This is a genomic window from Stenotrophomonas sp. G106K1, assembly GCF_037969685.1.
GTDB lineage: Bacteria > Pseudomonadota > Gammaproteobacteria > Xanthomonadales > Xanthomonadaceae > Stenotrophomonas > Stenotrophomonas lactitubi.
Window position 1 is genome coordinate 113,745 of the sequence record NZ_JBBPFR010000004.1, and the last position, 20,532, is coordinate 134,276.

At 65.7% G+C, this 20,532-nt stretch carries 15 protein-coding genes; 9 read left to right on the forward strand and 6 right to left on the reverse strand.

Translation table 11 applies throughout. The annotated features are described in order from the left end of the window. Window positions 1-3: 3 nt before the first annotated feature. Both WKB25_RS05785 and WKB25_RS05790 read right to left on the reverse strand, forming a co-directional pair. Window positions 4-906 carry a methylenetetrahydrofolate reductase gene (locus tag WKB25_RS05785; protein WP_340569279.1) on the reverse strand — a complete coding sequence of 301 codons (903 nt, stop codon included), beginning with the start codon at window positions 904-906 and terminating at the stop codon, window positions 4-6. Further along, complete coding sequence (locus WKB25_RS05790) at window positions 906-1,820, reverse strand: LysR family transcriptional regulator (protein ID WP_340569281.1); 915 nt, start codon at window positions 1,818-1,820, stop codon at window positions 906-908. Before WKB25_RS05790 ends, WKB25_RS05785 begins: the two co-directional genes overlap by 1 nt. 176 nt (window positions 1,821-1,996) lie before the next feature. Between WKB25_RS05790 and msuE the strand changes: the two genes are divergently transcribed. Genes msuE through WKB25_RS05805 form a run of 3 tightly spaced genes read left to right on the forward strand, consistent with a single transcriptional unit; the run spans window position 1,997 to window position 4,694 of the window. Next, window positions 1,997-2,578: an FMN reductase gene (gene msuE, locus WKB25_RS05795; protein WP_340569282.1), complete on the forward strand. Its 582-nt coding sequence runs from the start codon at window positions 1,997-1,999 to the stop codon at window positions 2,576-2,578. Between the two features lie 57 nt (window positions 2,579-2,635). Continuing rightward, a complete protein-coding gene (locus tag WKB25_RS05800; protein ID WP_340569284.1) occupies window positions 2,636-3,613 on the forward strand; it encodes a DUF1852 domain-containing protein in 978 nt (325 codons plus the stop codon). Between the two features lie 40 nt (window positions 3,614-3,653). Beyond that, the gene (locus WKB25_RS05805; RefSeq protein WP_340569285.1) at window positions 3,654-4,694 is read left to right on the forward strand and encodes a methionine synthase; all 1,041 of its coding nucleotides are present in this window, start codon (window positions 3,654-3,656) and stop codon (window positions 4,692-4,694) included. Between the two features lie 116 nt (window positions 4,695-4,810). On the opposite strand, the gene WKB25_RS05810 is transcribed toward WKB25_RS05805, so the two are convergent. Beyond that, complete coding sequence (locus WKB25_RS05810; RefSeq protein ID WP_340569287.1) at window positions 4,811-5,815, reverse strand: PHB depolymerase family esterase; 1,005 nt, start codon at window positions 5,813-5,815, stop codon at window positions 4,811-4,813. 87 nt (window positions 5,816-5,902) lie between these two features. After that, window positions 5,903-7,306, reverse strand: a complete 1,404-nt coding sequence (locus tag WKB25_RS05815) for a GntP family permease (protein WP_340569289.1) — start codon at window positions 7,304-7,306, stop codon at window positions 5,903-5,905. 170 nt (window positions 7,307-7,476) lie between these two features. On the opposite strand from WKB25_RS05815, the gene WKB25_RS05820 reads away from it, so the two are divergent. From WKB25_RS05820 to WKB25_RS05835, 4 genes are read left to right on the forward strand one after another with little or no spacing between them, the layout of a single operon-like run. Then, window positions 7,477-9,651, forward strand: a complete 2,175-nt coding sequence (locus WKB25_RS05820) for a TonB-dependent receptor (RefSeq protein WP_340569488.1) — start codon at window positions 7,477-7,479, stop codon at window positions 9,649-9,651. 11 nt (window positions 9,652-9,662) lie between these two features. Further along, on the forward strand, window positions 9,663-10,541 hold the full coding sequence (locus WKB25_RS05825; protein ID WP_340569291.1) for an alpha/beta hydrolase: 879 nt from the start codon (window positions 9,663-9,665) through the stop codon (window positions 10,539-10,541). Beyond that, the gene (locus WKB25_RS05830) at window positions 10,538-11,023 is read left to right on the forward strand and encodes a MaoC family dehydratase (RefSeq protein ID WP_340569292.1); all 486 of its coding nucleotides are present in this window, start codon (window positions 10,538-10,540) and stop codon (window positions 11,021-11,023) included. Before WKB25_RS05825 ends, WKB25_RS05830 begins: the two co-directional genes overlap by 4 nt. A gap of 46 nt (window positions 11,024-11,069) precedes the next feature. After that, entirely contained in the window at window positions 11,070-14,402 is a 3,333-nt protein-coding gene (locus WKB25_RS05835) for a PAS-domain containing protein (RefSeq protein ID WP_340569293.1), read from the forward strand. 7 nt (window positions 14,403-14,409) lie between these two features. Here the strand turns inward: WKB25_RS05835 and WKB25_RS05840 are convergent, their stop codons facing one another. Beyond that, on the reverse strand, window positions 14,410-15,084 hold the full coding sequence (locus WKB25_RS05840; protein WP_251474999.1) for a response regulator transcription factor: 675 nt from the start codon (window positions 15,082-15,084) through the stop codon (window positions 14,410-14,412). 88 nt (window positions 15,085-15,172) lie between these two features. On the opposite strand from WKB25_RS05840, the gene WKB25_RS05845 reads away from it, so the two are divergent. After that, complete coding sequence (locus tag WKB25_RS05845; protein ID WP_340569295.1) at window positions 15,173-17,026, forward strand: 3-hydroxybutyrate oligomer hydrolase family protein; 1,854 nt, start codon at window positions 15,173-15,175, stop codon at window positions 17,024-17,026. Between the two features lie 26 nt (window positions 17,027-17,052). Further along, window positions 17,053-18,714, forward strand: a complete 1,662-nt coding sequence (locus tag WKB25_RS05850; protein ID WP_340569296.1) for a fatty acid--CoA ligase — start codon at window positions 17,053-17,055, stop codon at window positions 18,712-18,714. Between the two features lie 126 nt (window positions 18,715-18,840). On the opposite strand, the gene WKB25_RS05855 is transcribed toward WKB25_RS05850, so the two are convergent. Beyond that, window positions 18,841-20,415 (reverse strand): alpha/beta fold hydrolase, encoded by a 1,575-nt coding sequence (locus WKB25_RS05855; RefSeq protein ID WP_340569297.1) that lies wholly within the window; start codon window positions 20,413-20,415, stop codon window positions 18,841-18,843. Window positions 20,416-20,532 lie beyond the last annotated feature (117 nt).

Sequence of the window (20,532 nt, forward strand, 5' to 3'; positions counted from 1 at the left end):
CAATCAACCATCGCCCGCATGCATCCGGTAGTGCTTCACCCATTCCATGGATTGTGCGATACCGCCGAAGGGAAACAGATGCGGGCTGACCTGGCCATGGGCTTCGGTCAACCCGTCCACCAGGCGATCCACGAACACATCGGGCCCGGCCGTTCCCAGCAGGCGGCCGATCGAGACGCCGTAGCGGGACAGCATCGAGGTGCTTGCAGCTACGCCGCACATCGCCGCGTAGCGTACAAGTTGCGCGACGCTGGCGGGCCCGGGAACGCCGACCAGCACTGGAGGGGTGATGCGCCGGCCGCGCAGTTCATGCAACCAGATCAGCACGCTATCGGCATCGAATGCGAACTGGGTGATGATCAACGGTGCCATGCCCCGCGCTTCGATGCGCTGGCACTTGTGTTCAAGTACGCGCCACCGATCGACGCTGGTCATTACCGGATGGCCTTGCGGATGCCCGCCCACAGCGACAACCTTGATGCCGGCGCGCTCGAGGACACCGCTCTCGATGATCGATGCACTGTCGGCGAACGGCCCGGCAGGTGTGGATAGATCCCCCGCAATCAGCAGACAGCGCTCGACGCCGGCCTCGCTGCGCGCGCGCTCCATGAAACGATCAAGCGCCGCCCGCGAGACGATGCGGCGTGCGGAAAGGTCTGGCATCGGCTCGAAACCCAGTTCGCGCACCGTGCGTACCGCAGCCAGTCGCGCATCGTCGTCCTCGCTGGCCAGGTAGGGAATGGAAATCGTCGTACCGGGGGCTATGCGGGCTGCCTCCGCGCATAGCGCCGGAATGGCCTTCGCGCTGACTTCAAGGGAAACGGCGCCGATGAAGGCCTGCGCCCGCTGCGCGCGGTCGGCAGTGCCCGTCAGAATCGGAGCCCGGCGGTCGACAGCCCCCGGCATCAGCCGGCTCCGCGCAGGTTGCCGGCGCTGGTGGAGCTGTTCCGTGCCAGCTCGACAAACGCCTGCAGGTAATCGATGCCGGTATCCGCCTCGCGCGCACCCAGATAGATCTGCTTGGGAATGCCTTTGGCGCCCAGCCGTACCGGCACGACGTCCATGCGGGCGGCGTACTCTTCCACCAGCCAGCGCGGCATGGCGGCCACGCCACGGCCACTGGCCACCATCTGCATCATGATGTCGGTGGTTTCAATGGCCTTGTGCCGCCGTGGCGTGATGCCGGCCGGCAGCAGGAACTGGTTGTAGATGTCCAGCCGCTCGAACGGCACCGGGTAGCTGATCAGCACTTCCTGGCTGAGCTGGCGCGGCTTTACGTAGTCCACCTTGGCCAGCGCGTGGCCCTTGGCCACCACCAGCACCTGCTCGTAATCGAAGACGGGGACGAATTTCAGGCCCGGCTTCAGCAGCGGGTCGGGCGTGACCAGCAGGTCGATCTCGTAGCCGAACAGCGCGCCGATCCCCCCGAACTGGAACTTCTGCTTGACGTCCACATCCACGTCCGGCCAAGCGGCCAGATAGGGCGAGACGATCTTCAGCAGCCACTGGTAGCAGGGGTGGCATTCCATGCCGATGCGCAGCGCGCCGCGCTCGCCCTGTGCGAACTGGCCCAACCGCTCCTCGGCCAGGTCCAGCTGCGGCAGCACCCGGTTGGCGACCGCAAGCAGGTATTGCCCGGCCTGGGTCAGCCGCAGGCTGCGGCCTTCGCGCAGCCAGACATCGGTGCCGAGCTGCAGCTCCAGCTTCTTCATGCTGTGGCTCAGGGCCGACTGGGTCAGGTTGAGCACGCCGGCAGCGGCAGTGAGTGACCCCTGCTGTTCGACCTGCTGCACGATGCTGAGATGGATCCGCTCCAACATGACGATGAATCTCACTCATGGATTGGTGAAGTAATACCATTTTACGTCATGGGAAGCGCTGGCTAGCATCGGCTCATGCCTTCGGTTACCTGCCAGCCCGGTCACCCCGCCGGCCTGCAGGACTGCGCCTCTGCAGATCATCCCGAAGGAGCCCCTCCCCTGCTGAAAGCGAAGAGATGACCCGCCCCCTCCGTATCGTCGCCGTTTCCGGCGGGCTGCAACGACCCTCAAGGGCCGCGGCCCTGGCCGAGCACCTGCTGGACCTGATCGGCGAAGGCCTGCCCTGCGATCAGCACCTGATTGAACTGGGTGAACTGGCGCCGCAGTTGGCCGGTGCGCTCTGGCGCTCGCAGTTGCCCGAGACCGTGGAGCGGCAGTTGGCCGCTGTCGAGCAGGCCGATGTACTGGTGGTGGCCACGCCGGTCTACCGCGGTTCGTACACCGGCCTGTTCAAGCACTTCTTCGATTTCATCGACCAGGACGCGCTGGTCGATACCCCGATCCTGCTGGCCGCCACCGGCGGCAGCGAGCGCCACGCGCTGGTGATCGACCACCAGCTGCGACCGCTCTTCAGCTTCTTCCAGGCCCGCACCCTGCCCTTGGGCGTCTACGCGACCGACCGTGATTTCGCCGACGGCCGTGTACACGACGAAGCGCTGATCCAGCGGGCGCGCCTGGCGGTACAGCGGGCCATGCCGTTGCTTGTCCTCTCCCCTCGCGCAGCCCCTGCTCCGCTTGTGGCCGCTACCGCTTTCTGAAAGCCGAATGCCATCGACCTGCATTCGGATGTCACCCCGCAAACCGGAACGCCGCCCATGACGACCAACACCTTCACCTTCAGCATCACCCGTATTCCTTTCAACGAGGATTACCAGCCCGCTGACGGCACGCGCATCACCACCAACTTCGCCAACCTGGCCCGCGGCGAATCCCGCCGGGAAAACCTGCGCAACACTATCAGCATGATCAACAACCGCTTCAATGACCTCGCGCACTGGGACAACCCGAGCGCGGATCGCTACGCGGTCGAGCTGGACATCATCTCGGTGGAGATGCACATCGCCGGCGGCGACGGCGAGGATGCGTTCCCGTTGATCGAGGTGCTGCGGCCGACCATCGTCGACACCCTCACCGGTGCGCGCATCGAAGGCATTGTCGGCAACAACTTCTCGTCGTATGTGCGCGACTACGATTTCAGCGTCGTACTGCCGGCCAGCAACGAAGGCAAGGCCACGTTCGGCATTCCCGAAGGCTTCGGTGACCTGCACGGCAAGCTGTTCAAGCACTTCCTGGAGTCGGACGCCTACCACGCCAATTTCAGCAAGGGGCCTGTGATCTGCATCAGCGTTTCCAGCAGCAGGACCTACCACCGCACCGAGAACCACCACCCCATCCTCGGCGTGGAATACCGGCAAGGCGAGTTCTCCCCCACCGACCAGTATTTCGACAAGATGGGGCTGCGGGTGCGCTATTTCATGCCGCCAGGCAGCGTTGCGCCGCTGGCGTTCTACTTCCAGGGCGACCTGCTGGGCGACTACTCGAACCTGGAACTGATCGGCACCATCAGCACGATGGAAGCCTTCCAGAAGATCTACCGCCCGGAGATCTACAACGCCAATTCCGTGGCCGGCAAGGTCTACCAGCCCAGCCTGAAGCACCAGGACTACTCCTCCACCCGCATCGTCTACGACCGCGAGGAGCGCAGCCAGCTGGCCGTCAAGCAGGGCAAGTTCACCGAAGAACACTTCATCAAGCCGTACCGCGCCGTGCTTGAGCAGTGGGCCGCCCGCTGATCCACCGCTTTTCCATTCGCCCCCCAGGACACAAGACGCAATGTCGACGAAGAAACTGCTCCCCACCTCCACCGCAGGCAGCCTGCCCAAGCCCTCCTGGTTGGCCGAGCCGGAAAAGCTCTGGTCGCCCTGGAGGCTGCAGGATGACGGCCTGATTGAAGGCAAGCAGGATGCCCTGCGCCTGTCCCTGCAGGAACAGCAGCACGCCGGTATCGACATCGTCAGCGACGGCGAACAGACGCGGCAGCATTTCGTCACTACCTTCATCGAACACCTCAGTGGCGTCGATTTCCAGAAGCGTGAAACCATCCGCATCCGCGACCGCTACGACGCCAGTGTGCCCACCGTGGTGAGCGCTGTCAGCCGCCCGAAGCCGGTGTTTGTGGAAGACGCGAAGTTCCTGCGCAGGCAAACCACGCAGCCGATCAAATGGGCGCTGCCGGGCCCGATGACCATGATCGACACGCTGTATGACGCGCACTACAAGAGCCGCGAGAACCTGGCATGGGAGTTTGCGAAGATCCTCAATGAGGAAGCCAAGCAGCTGGAGGCGGCTGGCGTGGACATCATCCAGTTCGATGAGCCGGCGTTCAACGTGTTCTTCGACGAAGTGAACGACTGGGGCGTGGCCGCGCTGGAGCGCGCGGTCGAAGGGCTCAAGTGCGAAACGGCGGTGCATATCTGCTATGGCTATGGCATCAAGGCCAACACCGACTGGAAGCAGACGCTGGGTTCGGAATGGCGCCAATATGAAGAATCGTTCCCGAAGCTGCAGACCTCCAGCATCGACATCATCTCGCTGGAGTGCCACAACTCGCACGTGCCGATTGACCTGATCGAGCTGGTGCGCGGCAAGAAGGTGATGGTCGGTGCCATCGATGTGGCGTCCAGCGTAGTGGAGACGCCGGAAGAAGTGGCCAACACCCTGCGCAAGGCGCTGCAGTTCGTGGATGCCGACAAGCTCTACCCCAGCACCAACTGCGGCATGGCACCGCTGGCGCGTGAGGTGGCAAGAGGCAAGCTGCGCGCGCTCAGCGCAGGCGCACAGATCATCCGCGAGGAGCTTCTGGGCCAGGGCTGAGCAGGCCGGGGCATCCTGTCGAACACGCTCCGCTCCGCGAAGCAAAGGCCGCGCGCCAGTGCGGGAGCCCTCCACTCCCGCACTGGCGCCGCCCCCCTACCCGGGTGCCCCGATACTCAGCGCTGCTGATCCTTCAGGAACAGCCACGTGATCAGCGTGGCGTCCGGCCCCTCGGGATCGGTGAACGGCAATCCGGTCTGGCTGCCGCTCCAGGCATGCCCCATCCCCTGCACCACGTAATGCCGGACCAGCGTCCTGCCACCGTAGGTGTAGCTGTCGACTGTGTAGGCGCGCCCACCCGGCACCTGTCCGTGGAAAGTGTTGGTAGGCACATACTTCACCGAGTCGTTGTCCAGGCCATCGTCGGCCAGGTCATTGGTCTGCAGGAACTGGCGCACGGCCTGCTGTCCGTTCACCGGGTTCACCGTGGCGTCGGCGGTGCCATGGAACACCAGCACCGGGATCGGTCGCGGCGACGGCGAGCCCGAGCACTGCCAGGCCAGCCGCCCGTTGCTGTCCGGCGAGTAGATGCTGCCGGCCAACAGCGCGTAGGCGCTGCCGGAGATCGTGGTCGCGCCCTTGTACATGCCACCGGAATGGATCGCGCCCGCAGCGAACACGTCCGAATAACAGGCCAGCATGATCGAGGTCATCGCCCCGCCGGCGGAAATACCGGTGACGTACACACGATGCGGATCGATGCTGTAGCCCGCCTTCACCTTGTCAACGATGCCCGCCAGGATCGAGGCCTCGCCACTGTCGCGCGCCTGGTTGATCGGCAACTGCCAGTTCCAGCAGCGTGCCGGATTGGAGGTTACGTTCTGCCGCGGGTAGACCACGATGAAGCCTTCAGTGTCGGCCACCTCGTTGAAGCCGGAGGCCTCGCCCATCAGGTTCGGCCCGGTCACGCAGCCGTGCAGCACCAGCAACAGGGGCAGCGGCTGCGTTTCGTCGTAACCCGCCGGCACCCACACCTGGTACTCGCGCGCGCCGAACAGATTGCCGTACAGGCCAACATCCCAATGCCCGGGTGGGTCTGCCGCAACTGCGGTACCCGTCGTGGCCAGCCAGGTGCACAGCAGCAGCACCAGCGCCTTGATTGAATCGATTCCAGATTTCATGACCAGATCCTCATGCGTGAGTCGTGGATGAAGTGGTACCGGAAATCCCCATGGACCGACCTTCCAGAGGGTGCTGCGACGCCGCTGTCAAACCCAGCCGGTGGCGTAGTAAATGCCGATCACCACGAACACCGCGAGGGTCTTGATGATGGTCACTGCGAAGATGTCCCTGTAGGCCTGGCGATGGGTCAGCCCGGTGACCATCAGCAGGGTGATGACCGCACCGTTGTGCGGCAGGCTGTCCATGCCGCCCGATGCCATCGCCGCAACACGGTGCAGCACCTCCATCGGGATGCCGGCGGCCTGCGCGTTGGCGATGAAGGTTTCCGACATTGCCGCCAGGGCGATGCTCATGCCGCCCGATGCAGAGCCGGTAACCCCAGCCAGACCGGTTACGGTGACCGCTTCGTGCAGCAGGGGGTCCTTGATCGCCCCCAGCGCATTGGCCACCACCATGAAGCCCGGCAACGCGGCGATGACCGCGCCGAAGCCATATTCCGAAGCGGTGTTCATGGCGGCCAGCACCGCACCGCCGATCGCCGCCTTGCTGCCCTCGGCAAAGCGGGTGAGCACCGGGCGCCAGGCCAGCGCCAGCACCGACAGAATGCCAACCAGCAGCGCCCCCAACACGGCCCAGATCGCGGTGATCTTCGCCACGTCCTGCACCACCGGTGCGGCGCTGCCCATGATCGACGGTACGAAGCTGTGCTCGGCGCCGTACCAGTGCGGCATGCCCAGGGTGAACAGCTTGTTGGACACAAACACCAGCAGCAGCGGCAGCACGGCAATGCCCGCATGTGCCAGATGAGTGCCGGCGAACGGTGTGGGTTCGTTCACCAAGGTGGCCGGATCGCCGTAGCCTTCGCCGTTGCGCAGCGCAACGCGACGGCGCCACTCGAGGTAGGCCATGCCAACCGCCAACACGAAAATGCCGCCAAGCGTGCCCAGCACGGGTGCCGCCCAGGTATCGGTGCCGAAGAACGTGGTTGGAATGATGTTCTGGATCTGCGGTGTACCCGGCAACGCGTCCATGGTGAAGCTGAAGCCGCCCACCCCCAGCGTGGCCGGAATCAGGCGCTTGGGGATGTTGCTCTGGCGGAACATTTCGGCCGCGAACGGATACACCGCGAACACCACCACGAACAATGACACGCCGCCATAGGTGAGCAGGCCCGACACCAGCACGATCGACAGCATTGCCCGCTGTGGTCCGAACAACCGGATCGCAGCACCCACGATGGATCGGGAGAAGCCGGACAGTTCGATCAGCTTGCCGAACACTGCGCCCAGCAGGAACACCGGAAAGTAGAGCTTGAGGAAGCCGACCATCTTGTCCATGAACAAACCGGTGAACATCGGCGCCACCAGCGAGGGATCGGTCAGCAGCACAGCGCCGAGAGCGGCGATGGGCGCGAACAGGATCACGCTGTAACCGCGGTAGGCCACCAGGATCAGGAAGGCCAGCGCTGCAAGTACGATCAGTAACGACATACGGCGCTTCCAGGTGGGGACGCGCCCAGTATCCGGATCTGGCGATCGCTGCCGACTGGACCTAGGTCCACTCGCCGGTGCCCCTTGCGGCCGCTAGCCTAGGCAGCATGGGTGGCAATGGGCCATCTGCCTTGGGGGAGGACCGAATGAAACGGAATTGCTTGAGCCTGATGATCGGCACGCTGTTGGCCACCGGGCCGGTTCTGGCGCAGGAAGTACCGCAGGGCACGCCGACGGCAGGCAGGACCGCTTCGGCCACAAACCTGGACAGCATCACGGTGACCGCACGCAAGCGCGAGGAGACCCTGCAGGAAGTGCCGGTTGCCGTCACTGCCTTTACCTCCGAAGCCCTGGACAAGATGAACGTCCAGGACATCAGCGACCTGGATGGACAGGTGCCCAACCTGACCATCTACGCGGCGCGAGGGGCCAGCAGCACGGTCACGGCCTACATCCGCGGCGTTGGCCAGTCCGACCCCACCTGGGGCGCTGACCCGGGCGTAGGCATCTACCTGGACGACGTCTATATTGCCCGCCCGCAGGGCGCGTTGCTGGATGTGTTCGACGTCTCGCGCATCGAGGTGCTGCGCGGCCCGCAGGGCACGCTGTACGGCAAGAACACCATCGGCGGTGCGATCAAGTACGTCTCGCGCGGCCTGCCGACCCAGACCGAAGGCTTCGCCCAGATCACCGTGGGCAACTACAGCCAACTGGATGCCAAGGCGGCGATCGGCGGCCCGATCGGCGGCGCCGACAGCGGTCTGCGCGCGCGCCTGGCGGTGGCCAGCATGAATCGTGACGGCTTCGGCGAGAACACCTTCACCGACCAACCGGTGAGTGACAAGCAGATCAATGCGGCGCGCTTCAACCTGGGTGCGTATGCGGGCGATGATTTCGACGTGCAGTTCGCCCTGGACTGGATCGATGACCAGTCAGGCATGCGCGGTTCGAAGATGCTGGCGCCCAACCCGTTCGTGCGCGCCTACCCGCCGATGGATGACCGCTACGATATCCGCTCGGGCATGCGCAACCTCAACAGCGTGGAGACCAAGGGCGCCTCGGCCACGGTGAACTGGCGGCCCAGCGAGGATGTTGCACTGAAGTACGTGGTGGCCAAGCGCGAATCGGACAGCGATGCGAACATCGATTTCGACAGCACGCCGGTCAAACTGGCCGATGTGGGTGGCACTTACCACGACGACCAGGTCAGCAACGAGGTGCAGCTGAACTACGATGCCGGCGGACGCGTGCGCGGCGTGGTTGGCCTGTACCAGTTCAGTGGCGAAGCCGGCGGCCAGATCCGCAACAACTTCTTCAACCTGCAGTTCGGCGATACCCGCGGCAAGGTACTGACCGACAGCATCGCGCTGTATGCCGATTGGACCTTCGACTTGACCAGCAAGCTGAAGCTGGACGTCGGCGCCCGCTACACCGACGAGGACAAGCGCGCGATCGTGTTGAACCGCTTCTACTTGGATGCGACGTTCACGCGCCCGATCGCCATCGCCGCCGATTTCGACAAGAAGACCAACTTCAAGAACGTCTCGCCCAAGGTGTCGCTGGACTACCAGATCACCCCGGACATCATGGTCTACGGCCTGGCCACGCGAGGCTTCAAGTCCGGGGGCTACAACATCCGCGCCAATGCCGTGGCGGTGCCACGCTCGGCTGAGCCGTTCGATGACGAGACCGTGGACAGCTTCGAGATCGGCAGCAAGATGGCTTTCCTCGACCAGCGCCTGTTCCTGAACCTGTCGGCGTTCCACAACAAGTACAAGGACATCCAGCTTTCCGTGTTCACCGGCATCGATACCAACGGCGACGGCGTCGACGATTCCTTCTTCGGCGACTTCACCAATGCCGGCGCCGGCACCATCAACGGCCTGGAGATCGAGTACCAGTACCTGCCCAGCCAGCACTGGCTGATCTCCGGCAACCTGGCCTGGCTGGATGCCAAGTATGACGAGTACATGGACCGGGGCGTCAACGTGGCCAAGCAGATGAAGTTCACCAACGCACCGGACTTCTCGGGTGCACTGAACGTGGAGTACCGCACCGACCTGGCCAATGGCAGCAACCTGTCCGCTCGGGTGAGCTACAGCTACCAGAGCGAAGTGTGGCCAACCACCGACCTGAGCCCGGTGATCCGCCAGGATGGCTACGGGCTGGTCAATGCCGGCGTGATCTGGAAGCTCGACGATGCCTGGACCTTCTCGTTGCAAGGCACCAACCTGGCCGACAAGGAATACCGCACCACCGGTTACAACATTCCGGCGGTCGGCACGCTGATTGGTTTCTATGGGCCGCCGCGCCAATATAGCCTCAGCGTCCGTTACGATTTCTAGGAAACGTCTGCATGACACCGTCTTACGATGATCTGTACTGGAAAAGTGACGATGGCCTGCGCCTGCATGCGCGCGATCATGCACCGGGCGCGGGACAACCACCCCGCGGCACGGTGGTCTGCATCCCGGGCTTGACCCGCAACGGTGCCGACTTCGATGCCCTTGCGCAGTCACTGACTGCCGTCGGCTGGCGGGTGATCGCGGTAGACCTGCGTGGACGTGCGGGTTCTGAACGTGCGCCGGACCCGTCCAGTTACAACCCGCGCGCCTATGCCGATGACATGGTGGCGCTGCTGCGGTCACAGAACGTCGACAAGGCGGTGTTCGTCGGCACCTCGCTGGGGGTGCTGGTCACCATCACCCTCGCCTCGCGTGCACCCGGGCTGATCGCCGCGGCGGTCCTGAACGATGCCGGCCCCAAGGTGCCGCGCGAAGCCCTGGCACGGATTGGCAAGTACGCCGGCAAGCCGGTGCCACCGATGGACCTGGCAAAGGCCACGACCTATGTGGAATCCATCGGCAAGGCCGCGTTCCCGCGCTTTACCATCGACGATTGGCGGGCGATGGCCGTGCGCACCTTCCGCCAGCGCAGCGATGGCCTGATGGTGCTGGATTACGACCCGGCGGTGATCCGTACCACGCGGCCGTGGCTGCTGTGGCTGCTGCGCCCGGTGCTGTGGCGTGCGGTGCGTGGCCTTACCTCGCGGGTACCGGTGCTGGTGGTGCGCGGGGCGCTGTCGGACATCCTGCCTGCCGACGTCGCGCGGCAGATGGCGGCCACATCGCCCAACGCCCGCCTCGTTGAAGTGCCGGAGGTGGGCCATGCGCCGATGCTGTCCGAGCCCGAGGCGCGCGATGCGATCCTGGCCCTGTTGGAGCGCGTGCGATGAGTTGCAACGTCTCGATCGATGAGCTGCCCCCCGCCCTGCATGCCCTGCGGCAATGGGCGGCAGGCGAGCGACTGAGCGGCAGCACGCGCATCACGCAATCGCGCATCGATGCCTTCGCCGACGCCACTGGCGACCACAACTGGATCCACACCGATCCGGCCCGCGCGCAGACCGGCCTGCAGGGCGGGCAGACCATCGCGCATGGTTTTCTTCTGCTCTCGCTCACCGTCGAAGACGATGTGGCGGCCCTGGCCGGTTTTCCCGGCATCGCCCACGTACTCAACTACGGTTTGAACAAGGTCCGCTTCCTGGCGCCGGTACCCAGCGGATCCGAAGTGCGGGTGCGCTCGCAGCTGCTGTCACTGGAGGAGCGCAGGCCCGGGCAGTGGCTGCTGACCCAGCACAAGACGGTGGAAGTAATCCCCACCGGTGACGTGGCCGTGGTCGCCGAACAGCTGTCGCTGATCGTGCTCGCCGACTAGCGCCGGCCGGCTGCCCGCCGGCCGCGGTTCTCTCTACACTGGAGCGATGTTGACGCCCGCCATCGTCCTGTTCGCCTGCATCGCGTGGACCGTGCTGCTGTTCGGCGTCGCCCTGTGGGGGGAACGCCAGGGGCACCGGCTGTCGAAGGTCTGGCCGGCCATCTACGCGCTGTCGCTGGGTGTGCACTGCACGGCGTGGACCTATTACGGGGCCGCCTCGCAGGGCGTGCAGTGGGGCTTCCCGATCCCGCCGACACTGGTCGGCATGGCCCTCATTTTTGCCTTCGGCCTGCCCTTCCTGGTGCGGCTGGGGCGACTGGCCAAGCAGCACAACAGTGCCACCATCGCCGACCTGGTGGTGGCGCGCCTGCGTGCCGATCAAGGGCTGGGCATCACCATTACCCTGGTCGCGCTGTTCGGCATCATTCCCTACATCGCACTGCAGCTGAAAGCGGTCAGCCAGGGGCTTGCTGCCCTGCTCGGTGATCAGTTCGCGCCCGTTGGCTGGCAACTGGACATGTCGTTCTGGTTCGCGCTGACGATGGCGGCGTTCACCACGCTGTTCGGTGCACGCAAGGCGTCGGCCACCGAACACAACCGCGGCATCGTGGTCGCGCTGGGCCTGGAGTCGCTGTTGAAGCTGACGGCACTGCTGGCCATTGGTCTGTACGCCGCGCTCTCGGTGCACAAGGCTGGCGTGCCGCTGCTTGAGAAGATGGCGCACCTGCCACCGCCGGCAGTGGTGCCGGATTACCTGACCATGGTGGCGCTCGGTGCGATGGCCGCGTTCACCCTGCCCCATCAGTTCCACGTGGGCGTGGTTGAACTGCGGCAGTCGTCGGACCTGAAGACGGCGCGCTGGCTGTTCCCGGTGTACCTGCTGTTGATCGGCCTGCCGTCGGTGCCGATGGCACTGGCCGGTGCCGCACAGTTGCCGTCTTCGGTGTCGCCCGACCTGTATGTACTGGCGCTGCCGCAGGAGCGCGGCCACCACCTGCTGGCGCTGCTGGCCTACCTGGGCAGTCTGAGCGCGGCCACCGGCATGATGATCCTGTCCGGGCTGACCCTGTCGATCATGCTCGGCAACCACGGCGTGGGTTCACGCCTGCTGAGCGGGGTCAATGGCTTCAGCAGTGGCGCCGATCTGCGACCGCGCGTGCTGGCCTTCCGTCGCGCTGGCATCCTCGCCGTGTTCCTGATGTCGTGGCTGTACAGCCGCGCGATGAGCGGCACCGAGGCGCTCAGCGATTTCGGCCTGATGTCGTTCACCGCGCTCTCCCAACTGGCACCGGCGGTACTGCTGGCGGTGTACCGCCCGCGCACGCCCTCCCCGGCCATCATCGCCGGGATCGTGCTGGGTTCACTGGTCTGGCTGTGGCTGGTGCTGCTGCCGATGGTGATCCCCGCCCCGCCAGCGGCAGCCAGCCCCGACGGATTGCACTGGCTGGCGATGTTCTCGCTACGCATGCAGCCGGGCCATATCGCCATCAGCATGGGTGCGAGCCTGGCGGCCAACCTGGCGACCGTTGTGCTGGTGTCGCGTGCGGTGCGTCCCTCGCTGCCACGGCAGCGCGACGCGGTGGCCGCGGCATCGTTGCGCAAGACCGCCGGCCGCTTCCTCGGCCAGGAACGGGCACGCCAGCTGATGGACGGGCATGCCGGGCAGATGCTGGATGACGAGCGGGTCACCGCCATCGAGCGGGAGCTGACTGCCGTGGTCGGTGCGGGCATGGCACGCCTGCTGGTGGAGGCGGCCCGCGATGGTGGCGCTGCACCGCTGGACGCGGTTACCCGTGCGGTCGGCGAAGCCACCCAGGTGCTGCGCTTCAACCAGCGCCTGCTGGAAGCCGCCTTGGAAAACATGAGCCAGGGCATCAGCGTGGTCGATGCGCAGCTGCAGCTGGTGGCCTGGAACAGCCGTTATGCCGCACTGTTCAAGTTCCCGCCGGAGCTGCTGCAGGTGGGACAGCCGGTGTCGAACCTGACGGCGTGGGCGTTGGGTCAGCTGAAGATCGGCGACACCCCCGGCGACTCGCGCGACAAGGCGTTGCAACGGCGGGTGGTACATATGCGGCGCGGCACTCCGCATCTGTCGGAGCGGATCTTCCCGGACAACACCATCGTTGAAATCCGCGGCAACCCGATGCCCGGTGGCGGCTACGTGGCCACCTTCACCGATGTCACCGCTTTCCGGCGGGCAGAGGACGCGCTCAAGCGCAGCAACGAAACCCTGGAGCGCCGGGTGCAGGACCGCACCGCCCGGCTGGAGCAGGCCGTGCATGAAGCCGAGCGGGCCAACGTGGCCAAGACACGCTTCCTCACCGCCGTCGGCCACGACCTGATCCAGCCCCTGCATGCGGCGCAGCTGCTGACCGATGCCATGTCGCAGCACATCGAATCGGAGTTCCTGGACAGCTTCCTGCGGCAGATTCGTGGTGCGCTGGATTCCACCGATGACCTGCTGTCGGGCCTGCTCGATATTTCGCGGCTGGAAGCCGGTGGACTGGTGGCCGATCCGCGCCCGTTCGCGCTGTCGACCGTACTGGACCCGCTTGCACAGGAGTTCGCTGTGCTGGCAGCGGCGCGCGGCCTGCAGTTCCGCCATGTGCGGACCCGCGCGTGGGTGCACAGCGATCCGTTGCTGCTGCGCCGGGTGCTGCAGAACTTCCTGGCCAATGCCATCCGCTACACCCGCCATGGCGGCGTGCTGCTGGGCGTGCGTCGACATGGCCAGGCGCTGTCCATCAGCGTGCATGACAGCGGACCCGGCATCGCGCCGGAGCAGCAGGCGGTTGTGTTCGAGGAATTCCATCGTGGTGATCGCAGCAACGGCCAGGGCCTTGGTCTGGGCCTGACCATTGCGAGCCGCATTGCCGACCTGCTGCACGCGCCGCTGCAACTGCAGAGCGCGCTCGATCGCGGCTCGACCTTCTCCATCACCGTGGCGCGGGCAGCACCCCCTGCAGCCCCGCGCACTGAACCCGTCGCTGGCAACAGCAGCATCAAGGGTATCCGCGTGCTGGTGGTCGACAACGATCCGCAGGCGCTGGAGGCAATGCGACAGATGCTGCTTTCCTGGGGCTGCGATGTCATCGCGGCGCGCGATGTCAATGCGCTGGGTGCTTCAGCACAGGAGGCGGCACTGTGGTTGTTCGACTACCACCTTGATGATGGCGATACCGGTGTCGCGCTGTGGAAGCGCCTTGTCGCCGTCCACGGGACGCGGCCGACGGTGATTCTCAGCGCCGACACCGGCAGCGAAACCCGCGAGGCGGTGCGCAGCGTGGGCCTGTCGCTGCTCAACAAACCGTTCAAACCGCTGGCACTGCGCTGGGCGATCAACCATCTGCTGGCAACGGCCGCTACGGCAACGCCCTGACCAAGGGTCAGGCGTCCTGCGTCTCTTCGATCTGCCGCGAGGGATCGGTCAACCCCATCTCGTGCAGCACACGGATGGCCTGCGCACGATTGCGCACGCCCAGCCGGCCCATGATGCGGGTCATGTGCGCCTTGACCGTACGCAACTGCACGCCCAGCCGGTCGGCGATCTGCTTGTTGAGGAGTCCTTCCGCCACCAGGCTCAGCACCCTGTACTGATGTGCGGACAGGCTGGACAAGCGCGCGGCAAGATCGGCGTCCTTGTTGAAGGGCGCGACCCGCGCCACCGGCTCGCGCAGCAACGCCGGAATCCAGCGTTCACCTTCCAGCACGGTCTGCAGCGCGGACTGCAGGTCGGTCAGCCCTGAACTCTTGGGCAGATAGCCGGCCGCGCCCAGATCGATGGCACGGCGGATCACGTGCGGCTCTTCATTGGCCGAGACGATGATGATCGCCAGCCCCGGTTGCAGTGCACGGATGGTCGCCAGCCCGGCAAGACCATGGTTGCCTGGCATATGCAGGTCCAGCAGCATCAGGTCGATCTGCTGGCTCTCGATCGCTTCCAGCACGCTGTGCAGCGAATCGGCCTCGCTGATCTGCAGATCAGCCACTGCCTCCTCGGCCGCGCGATGCAGCGCGGCGCGGAACAAGGGGTGGTCATCGGCGATGAGCAGGGTCGGCATGTCCAGCCGAGGTTAGCAAATCGCCTGCGGTTGGGCACGGGTACCAAGGTACGCTGGCGTGCGCCGCCCGGATCGTTAGGGTGGAGCAATGAACATCCATCGCTCCCTTGCTCCGCTGTGCGCCGCGCTGGCCCTGTTGCCGGGCGGCATCTCCGTCGCCGATGCCGCCACGCCACGCCCCAGCACCGCTGTTCCGGTGTTCGAGCAGTGGCGGGAAACCCTGCATCGCGGCAACGATGAACTGCTGACGGCGGGACTGGACATCGACGCCCTGCGCTCGACCAGCGCGCCCCAGTTCGCCAACCCGGCCCGGCCCACCGCAGACGAGGCCCGACGCCGTGCGATCTGGAGCAGTTGGCGTGGTATTGCCGACCTGACTCCCGGTGGTGGTTTCGGCGATGTCTACGGCAGCCTGCAGGCAGTGCCCGGCCGCGAATTCTCGGCCTATGCGCGCATCGATGGCGCACGCCAACCCCACCGCGTACTGGTGCAGGTGCCCGACACCTTCGACGCTTCGCGACGCTGCCTGGTCGTCGCCGCGTCTTCCGGCTCGCGTGGCATCTATGGCGCGATTGCGGTTGCCGGCAGCTGGGGCCTGGCCCACGGCTGCGCCATCGCCTACACCGACAAGGGCGCCGGCAGTGACTACTACGACCTGGCCGCCAAGGCCGGCTTCCAGGCAGACGGCACGCCCGCCTCACAAGGGGCGTTGGCCTTCGTTCCTGCGGGTGCGGCAGCCACACAGGGAATTGCCTTCAAGCATGCCCATTCGGGTGACAACCCGGAAGCAGACTGGGGCCGCCATCTGCTGCAGGCGCTGCAGTTCGGCCTGCAGGTACTGGACCGCGCCTACCCCGAATCCGCCCCGTTCACGGCGGCCAACACCCGTACGCTGGGCGTGGGTGTATCCAATGGCGGTGGCGCCGTGCTGCGCGCGGCGGAGATCGAAGGCGACTGGTTCGATGCGATGGTGGCCGGCGAACCGAATGTGTCGGTGGCAGGCGCACCGCCGCTGTACGACTTCGTCACCCAGGCCGCGTTGCTGATGCCCTGTGCCCTGCTGGCAGAAGACAAACTGCCGCAACCGCCGATGCGGGCGCAGGCCGTGCCGGTGTGGACCCAGCGATGTGCCACGCTGAAATCCGCCGGGTTGGTGCAAGGTGATGACACTACGGCACAGGCACGGTCGGCACGGCAGCAACTGCTCGACGCTGGCTTGAGTGCCGACGCACTTCGTGCCGGCGCGTTCTCGACCGGGTTCGATCTGTGGCGCGCCATCGCGGTCACTTATTCGTCAGCCTATGGACGCTACGGTGCTGGCGAACATCCCTGCGCGTACAGCTTCTCCGCCGCTGGGGCAGATGGCAGGCCCGGCGCGGCCACCGCCGAGGCTCGGGCAACCTGGTGGAGCGAGGGCAGCGGCATTCCGCCGGGCAACGGCGTGGTGCTGGTGGATGGCAATGCAGCCGGGGCGGAAGCTGATCCACTGCGCGGTCTGAGCTGCCTGCGTGCACTCGGCAATGGCGATAGCGGCCATGCCCGGCGGGTACGCGCCGGCATCGCCGCGGCCACCGCCAAGGCCCCGCATCGCCGCCTGCCGATCGTGGTGATCCATGGCATCGACGATGGGCTGGTGCCGATCAGCATGACCAGCGATCGCTACGTGCCACTTGCACGCAAGGCGGGGGCGCAGATCACCTATTGGCGCGTGAACAACGCACAGCACTTCGACTCGCTGCTGGCCTTCCCGGACTACCGCAAGCGCTACGTGCCGCTGCTGCCCTACATGTTCGCGGCGATGGACCAGGTATGGGATCACCTTGAGGATCCCGCACACGCACCGCCGCACGACGCGCTCATCCAGCCAACGCCACGGGCGGAAGCCCCGCTGCTGCGCGAGCAGCTGTCCATTCCCGCGGTCACGACGATCTCCAACCGCTGACACGCCGCCCCCCCAGGAAGCCCCACATGTCGTCCGCCACCACTACCGACGCGCCCGCTGCCGAGGCCAACGCCTTTCCCCTGCTGATCAAGCAGTTGCTGCTGACGCCGCTGGCCGTGCGTCCACGGCAGGAAATCGTCTACGGCGACAAGGTCCGCTTCGACTACCGCACCCTGCAGGTGCGCATCGGCCAGTTGGCCGGGCTGTTGACCTCGCTGGGGGTAAAGCCCGGCGATACCGTGGCAATGATGGACTGGGACAGCAACCGCTACCTGGAGAGCTACTTTGCCGTGCCGATGATCGGAGCGGTACTGATGACGGTGAACATCCGGCTGGCGCCCGAGCAGATTGCCTATACGCTCAATCACAGCGGTGCGCGGGTGATCCTGGCCAACCGCGAGTTCCTGCCGGTGCTGGAAGCCATCGACGAACAGTTGCCGGATCTGCGCACGCGCATTTTGCTGGACGATGAGGATGGCACGCTGCCAACGGGTTTTGTGACCGAGTATGAAGCCGGGCTGCGCGAGGCCACGCCCATCACGTGCTTCCCGGATTTCGACGAGAACGCCCGCGCCACGACGTTCTATACGACCGGCACCACGGGCCTGCCCAAAGGGGTGTATTTCAGCCATCGGCAACTGGTGCTGCACTCGCTTGCGGCGATGGCCGCACTCGGCAGCGCGTCCAGTCAGGGGCGCCTGCACCGCGACGATGTCTACATGCCGATCACTCCGATGTTCCATGTCCACGCCTGGGGCATGCCGTACGTGGCCACGCTGCTGGGCATCAAGCAGGTCTACCCCGGGCGCTATCTGCCGGGCAAGCTGCTGGCGCTGATCGCCCGCGAGCAGGTGACGTTCTCGCACTGCGTGCCGACCATCCTGCATATGCTGCTGGGTCATGCCACGGCCGCCGATACCGATCTGCGCAGCTGGAAAGTGATCATCGGCGGTGCGGCACTGCCGCGGGCACTGGCACAGCAGGCGCTGGCCCGCGGCATCGACATCTTCGGCGGCTACGGCATGTCCGAAACCTGCCCTCTGCTCACCGTCGCGCAGATCGATGCCCATGCTCTGGACGACCCGGATGAGGAGCTGTCACTGCGTACCAAGGCCGGCATCCCGGTGCCCTTGGTGGACCTGCGCATCGTGGACGAAGACATGAACGACGTTGCCCACGATGGCGTCGCTACCGGCGAAGTGGTGGTACGCACGCCCTGGCTCACCCAGGGTTATCTGCACAATCCGGACGCTTCGACGGCCTTGTGGGCAGGCGGTTACCTGCATACCGGCGACATCGGCAACATCGATGGCGGCGGCTACCTGCGGGTGGCCGACCGCATCAAGGATGTGATCAAGACCGGCGGCGAGTGGATCTCCTCGCTCGCCCTGGAAGACATCATCGCCCAGCATCCGGCGGTCAGCGAGGTCGCCGTGATCGGCATCAGCGATACGAAATGGGGCGAGCGACCGCTGCCGTTGGTGGTCCTGCAGCACGGCAGCGATGTGACCGAGGCAGAGATCATCGAACTGGTCGCAGCACGCAGCCGCTCAGGCGACATCTCCCGCTACGCGATCCCCGACCGCGTCAGCTTCGTTGATTCGCTGGAACGCACCAGCGTGGGCAAGATCAACAAGAAGAAGCTGCGTGGGCTGCATGACATGACGCCGGTTGATGAGCGCCGCTGACGCGGAAGCTCTTCTGCAAGCAGAACACGCAAGCGTTGCGGGCGGATGCAGGGCGAGCTGCTGGCCTCACGTCCGCACTGATTCCGCGCCACGCACCGCGCCCGCGGTGGCTGGCGCGGCATGGATTCAATGCAACGGCACCTTCAGCACCGATGGCGCGGACGTGGGCGAACTGAACGTCACCGCCCCGCCCAACTGGCTGATGCCTGCATAGCGCAGGTCCACCGTATCGACCACCAGCGTCAGCCGGCTGCCCGCTGGAATGTTCCAGCTGCTCGCTTCCAGGCGCAGATCGAGGGTAGTCGCCTGGCCCGGTGCAACGCCGCGCAGGGTGTACGGTTTGTGGCTGATCAGCTGGCCATTGCCCAGCATATCTTCCGCATACAGGTAGGCATACAGCGTGGTGTTGGCGCGGCTGGGAGTGACGGTCACACGCACTTCCGGCGCGCCGTCCAGGCGGCGTGCGTTCCAGTAGATCGGCCCCTGCCAGACGCCGGCGGCGTTGCGCCCGACGAAAGGCACGTACGCACCCGGCGGAAGGTTGATCATCTGCAGCGAGCCGGACACCATCGCCACGCCGGAATTGGCGGCGCTAGCCAGGCCACTGCCGATCCGGTAGTTCCAGCCATTGCTGCGCCCATTTTCAACCAGCCCCCCGGTGGGCAGAAGCAGGCCACCGGGTGCGGTCAACGTGTAGCTGACTGCACCGCTGCTGGTGGCCTGCCAGTTCGGGTAGGTGCTCCAGCTTCCCTTCTGTGACTTCAGCTGCACCGCCGGCTCGCGGTCGATGCCGTTGGCCACGCCCTTGAGGTAGTGGTCGAACCAGTCGCCCACCGAGTCGTAGACCTCGTTTGGAATGCCCAGTGCGCCCAAGGCCTCGTTGAGGGCGTGGTCGCCGTGGCGCAGCTGCAGCTGCTTGGGGCCTTTCAGCTGGTTGAAGAACTCCACCAGCTGACCCGGCGGGAACAGGCTGTCGTTGAAGGCGTTGGCGAGGAACACTGCCGGCTGGTTGGCATTGATCTCGTTGATGCTCGCAGCGGGGCTGCGGATCGCGGCCACCGGCAGCAGTGATTCCACGGCGCCCTGATAGTTGCCGATCACCACGTTGCGATTGATCGTGGCCAGCTCGGACCCGGGGCGGCCGGTGATCAGCCCGGCCGCCACCAGCAGCGCGATTCCCTGTGCGCTGGGGGTGTCGTTGGCGTACAGCGACGCCTGCAGGTCGGCCCATCCGCTGAGGGCGGCCACCGCCTTGATGCGCGGATCGCGTGCGGCCGCCAGCAGGCTGGTGCCGGCGCCGTAGGAGATGCCCGAGACGCCGATCCGCGCCGGGTCGGCCTGGGTGTTGTCCAGCGCCCAGTCGATCACTGCGCTGACATCCTCAACCGTGGCCGGCCCGGCAATATCGATCGCCCCGCCGGACTCCCAGAAGCCTCGCGAGCTGTAGCTGATGACGACGTAGCCGCGCCTGGCCAGCGACTGTGCCACCCCCACGTACTCCACGCTCGGCACCGCCCAGCTGCTGGGCATCACCAGCAGCGGGTACTTGCCGTCACCTGCGTCCTGCGGCTCGATGACAAAGACCCCGAGGGCCGTGCCATCCCAACTGGGAAGGGTGCGGTGGGTGGTCTTGACCGTGGCGGCCCAGGCGGTGGGCGCCAGTCCGGTCAGCAGGATCAACAGCAGCAATACCTTGCGCATCGTCGTCTCTCCCCGTTGTTGGTGGTGCAACGGGTTGGACCGTACCAGTGCGAATGGTGGCTGACACCTTGCGCCGCAACATGGGGCGGCAGGCCCGCCATCCCACGCCGCATGCCT

What these genes read in the sequence shown, in the direction of transcription:
- WKB25_RS05820 (WP_340569488.1), top strand. Translation starts at nt 7,477, where the DNA reads ATGATCGGCACGCTGTTGGCCACCGGGCCGGTTCTGGCGCAGGAAGTA.
- WKB25_RS05855 (WP_340569297.1), bottom strand. Translation starts at nt 20,415, where the DNA reads ATGCGCAAGGTATTGCTGCTGTTGATCCTGCTGACCGGACTGGCGCCC.
- WKB25_RS05840 (WP_251474999.1), bottom strand. Translation starts at nt 15,084, where the DNA reads ATGCCGACCCTGCTCATCGCCGATGACCACCCCTTGTTCCGCGCCGCG.
- WKB25_RS05835 (WP_340569293.1), top strand. Translation starts at nt 11,070, where the DNA reads ATGTTGACGCCCGCCATCGTCCTGTTCGCCTGCATCGCGTGGACCGTG.
- WKB25_RS05815 (WP_340569289.1), bottom strand. Translation starts at nt 7,306, where the DNA reads ATGTCGTTACTGATCGTACTTGCAGCGCTGGCCTTCCTGATCCTGGTG.
- WKB25_RS05845 (WP_340569295.1), top strand. Translation starts at nt 15,173, where the DNA reads ATGAACATCCATCGCTCCCTTGCTCCGCTGTGCGCCGCGCTGGCCCTG.
- WKB25_RS05825 (WP_340569291.1), top strand. Translation starts at nt 9,663, where the DNA reads ATGACACCGTCTTACGATGATCTGTACTGGAAAAGTGACGATGGCCTG.
- WKB25_RS05830 (WP_340569292.1), top strand. Translation starts at nt 10,538, where the DNA reads ATGAGTTGCAACGTCTCGATCGATGAGCTGCCCCCCGCCCTGCATGCC.
- WKB25_RS05850 (WP_340569296.1), top strand. Translation starts at nt 17,053, where the DNA reads ATGTCGTCCGCCACCACTACCGACGCGCCCGCTGCCGAGGCCAACGCC.
- WKB25_RS05785 (WP_340569279.1), bottom strand. Translation starts at nt 906, where the DNA reads ATGCCGGGGGCTGTCGACCGCCGGGCTCCGATTCTGACGGGCACTGCC.
- msuE (WP_340569282.1), top strand. Translation starts at nt 1,997, where the DNA reads ATGACCCGCCCCCTCCGTATCGTCGCCGTTTCCGGCGGGCTGCAACGA.
- WKB25_RS05805 (WP_340569285.1), top strand. Translation starts at nt 3,654, where the DNA reads ATGTCGACGAAGAAACTGCTCCCCACCTCCACCGCAGGCAGCCTGCCC.
- WKB25_RS05810 (WP_340569287.1), bottom strand. Translation starts at nt 5,815, where the DNA reads ATGAAATCTGGAATCGATTCAATCAAGGCGCTGGTGCTGCTGCTGTGC.
- WKB25_RS05800 (WP_340569284.1), top strand. Translation starts at nt 2,636, where the DNA reads ATGACGACCAACACCTTCACCTTCAGCATCACCCGTATTCCTTTCAAC.
- WKB25_RS05790 (WP_340569281.1), bottom strand. Translation starts at nt 1,820, where the DNA reads ATGTTGGAGCGGATCCATCTCAGCATCGTGCAGCAGGTCGAACAGCAG.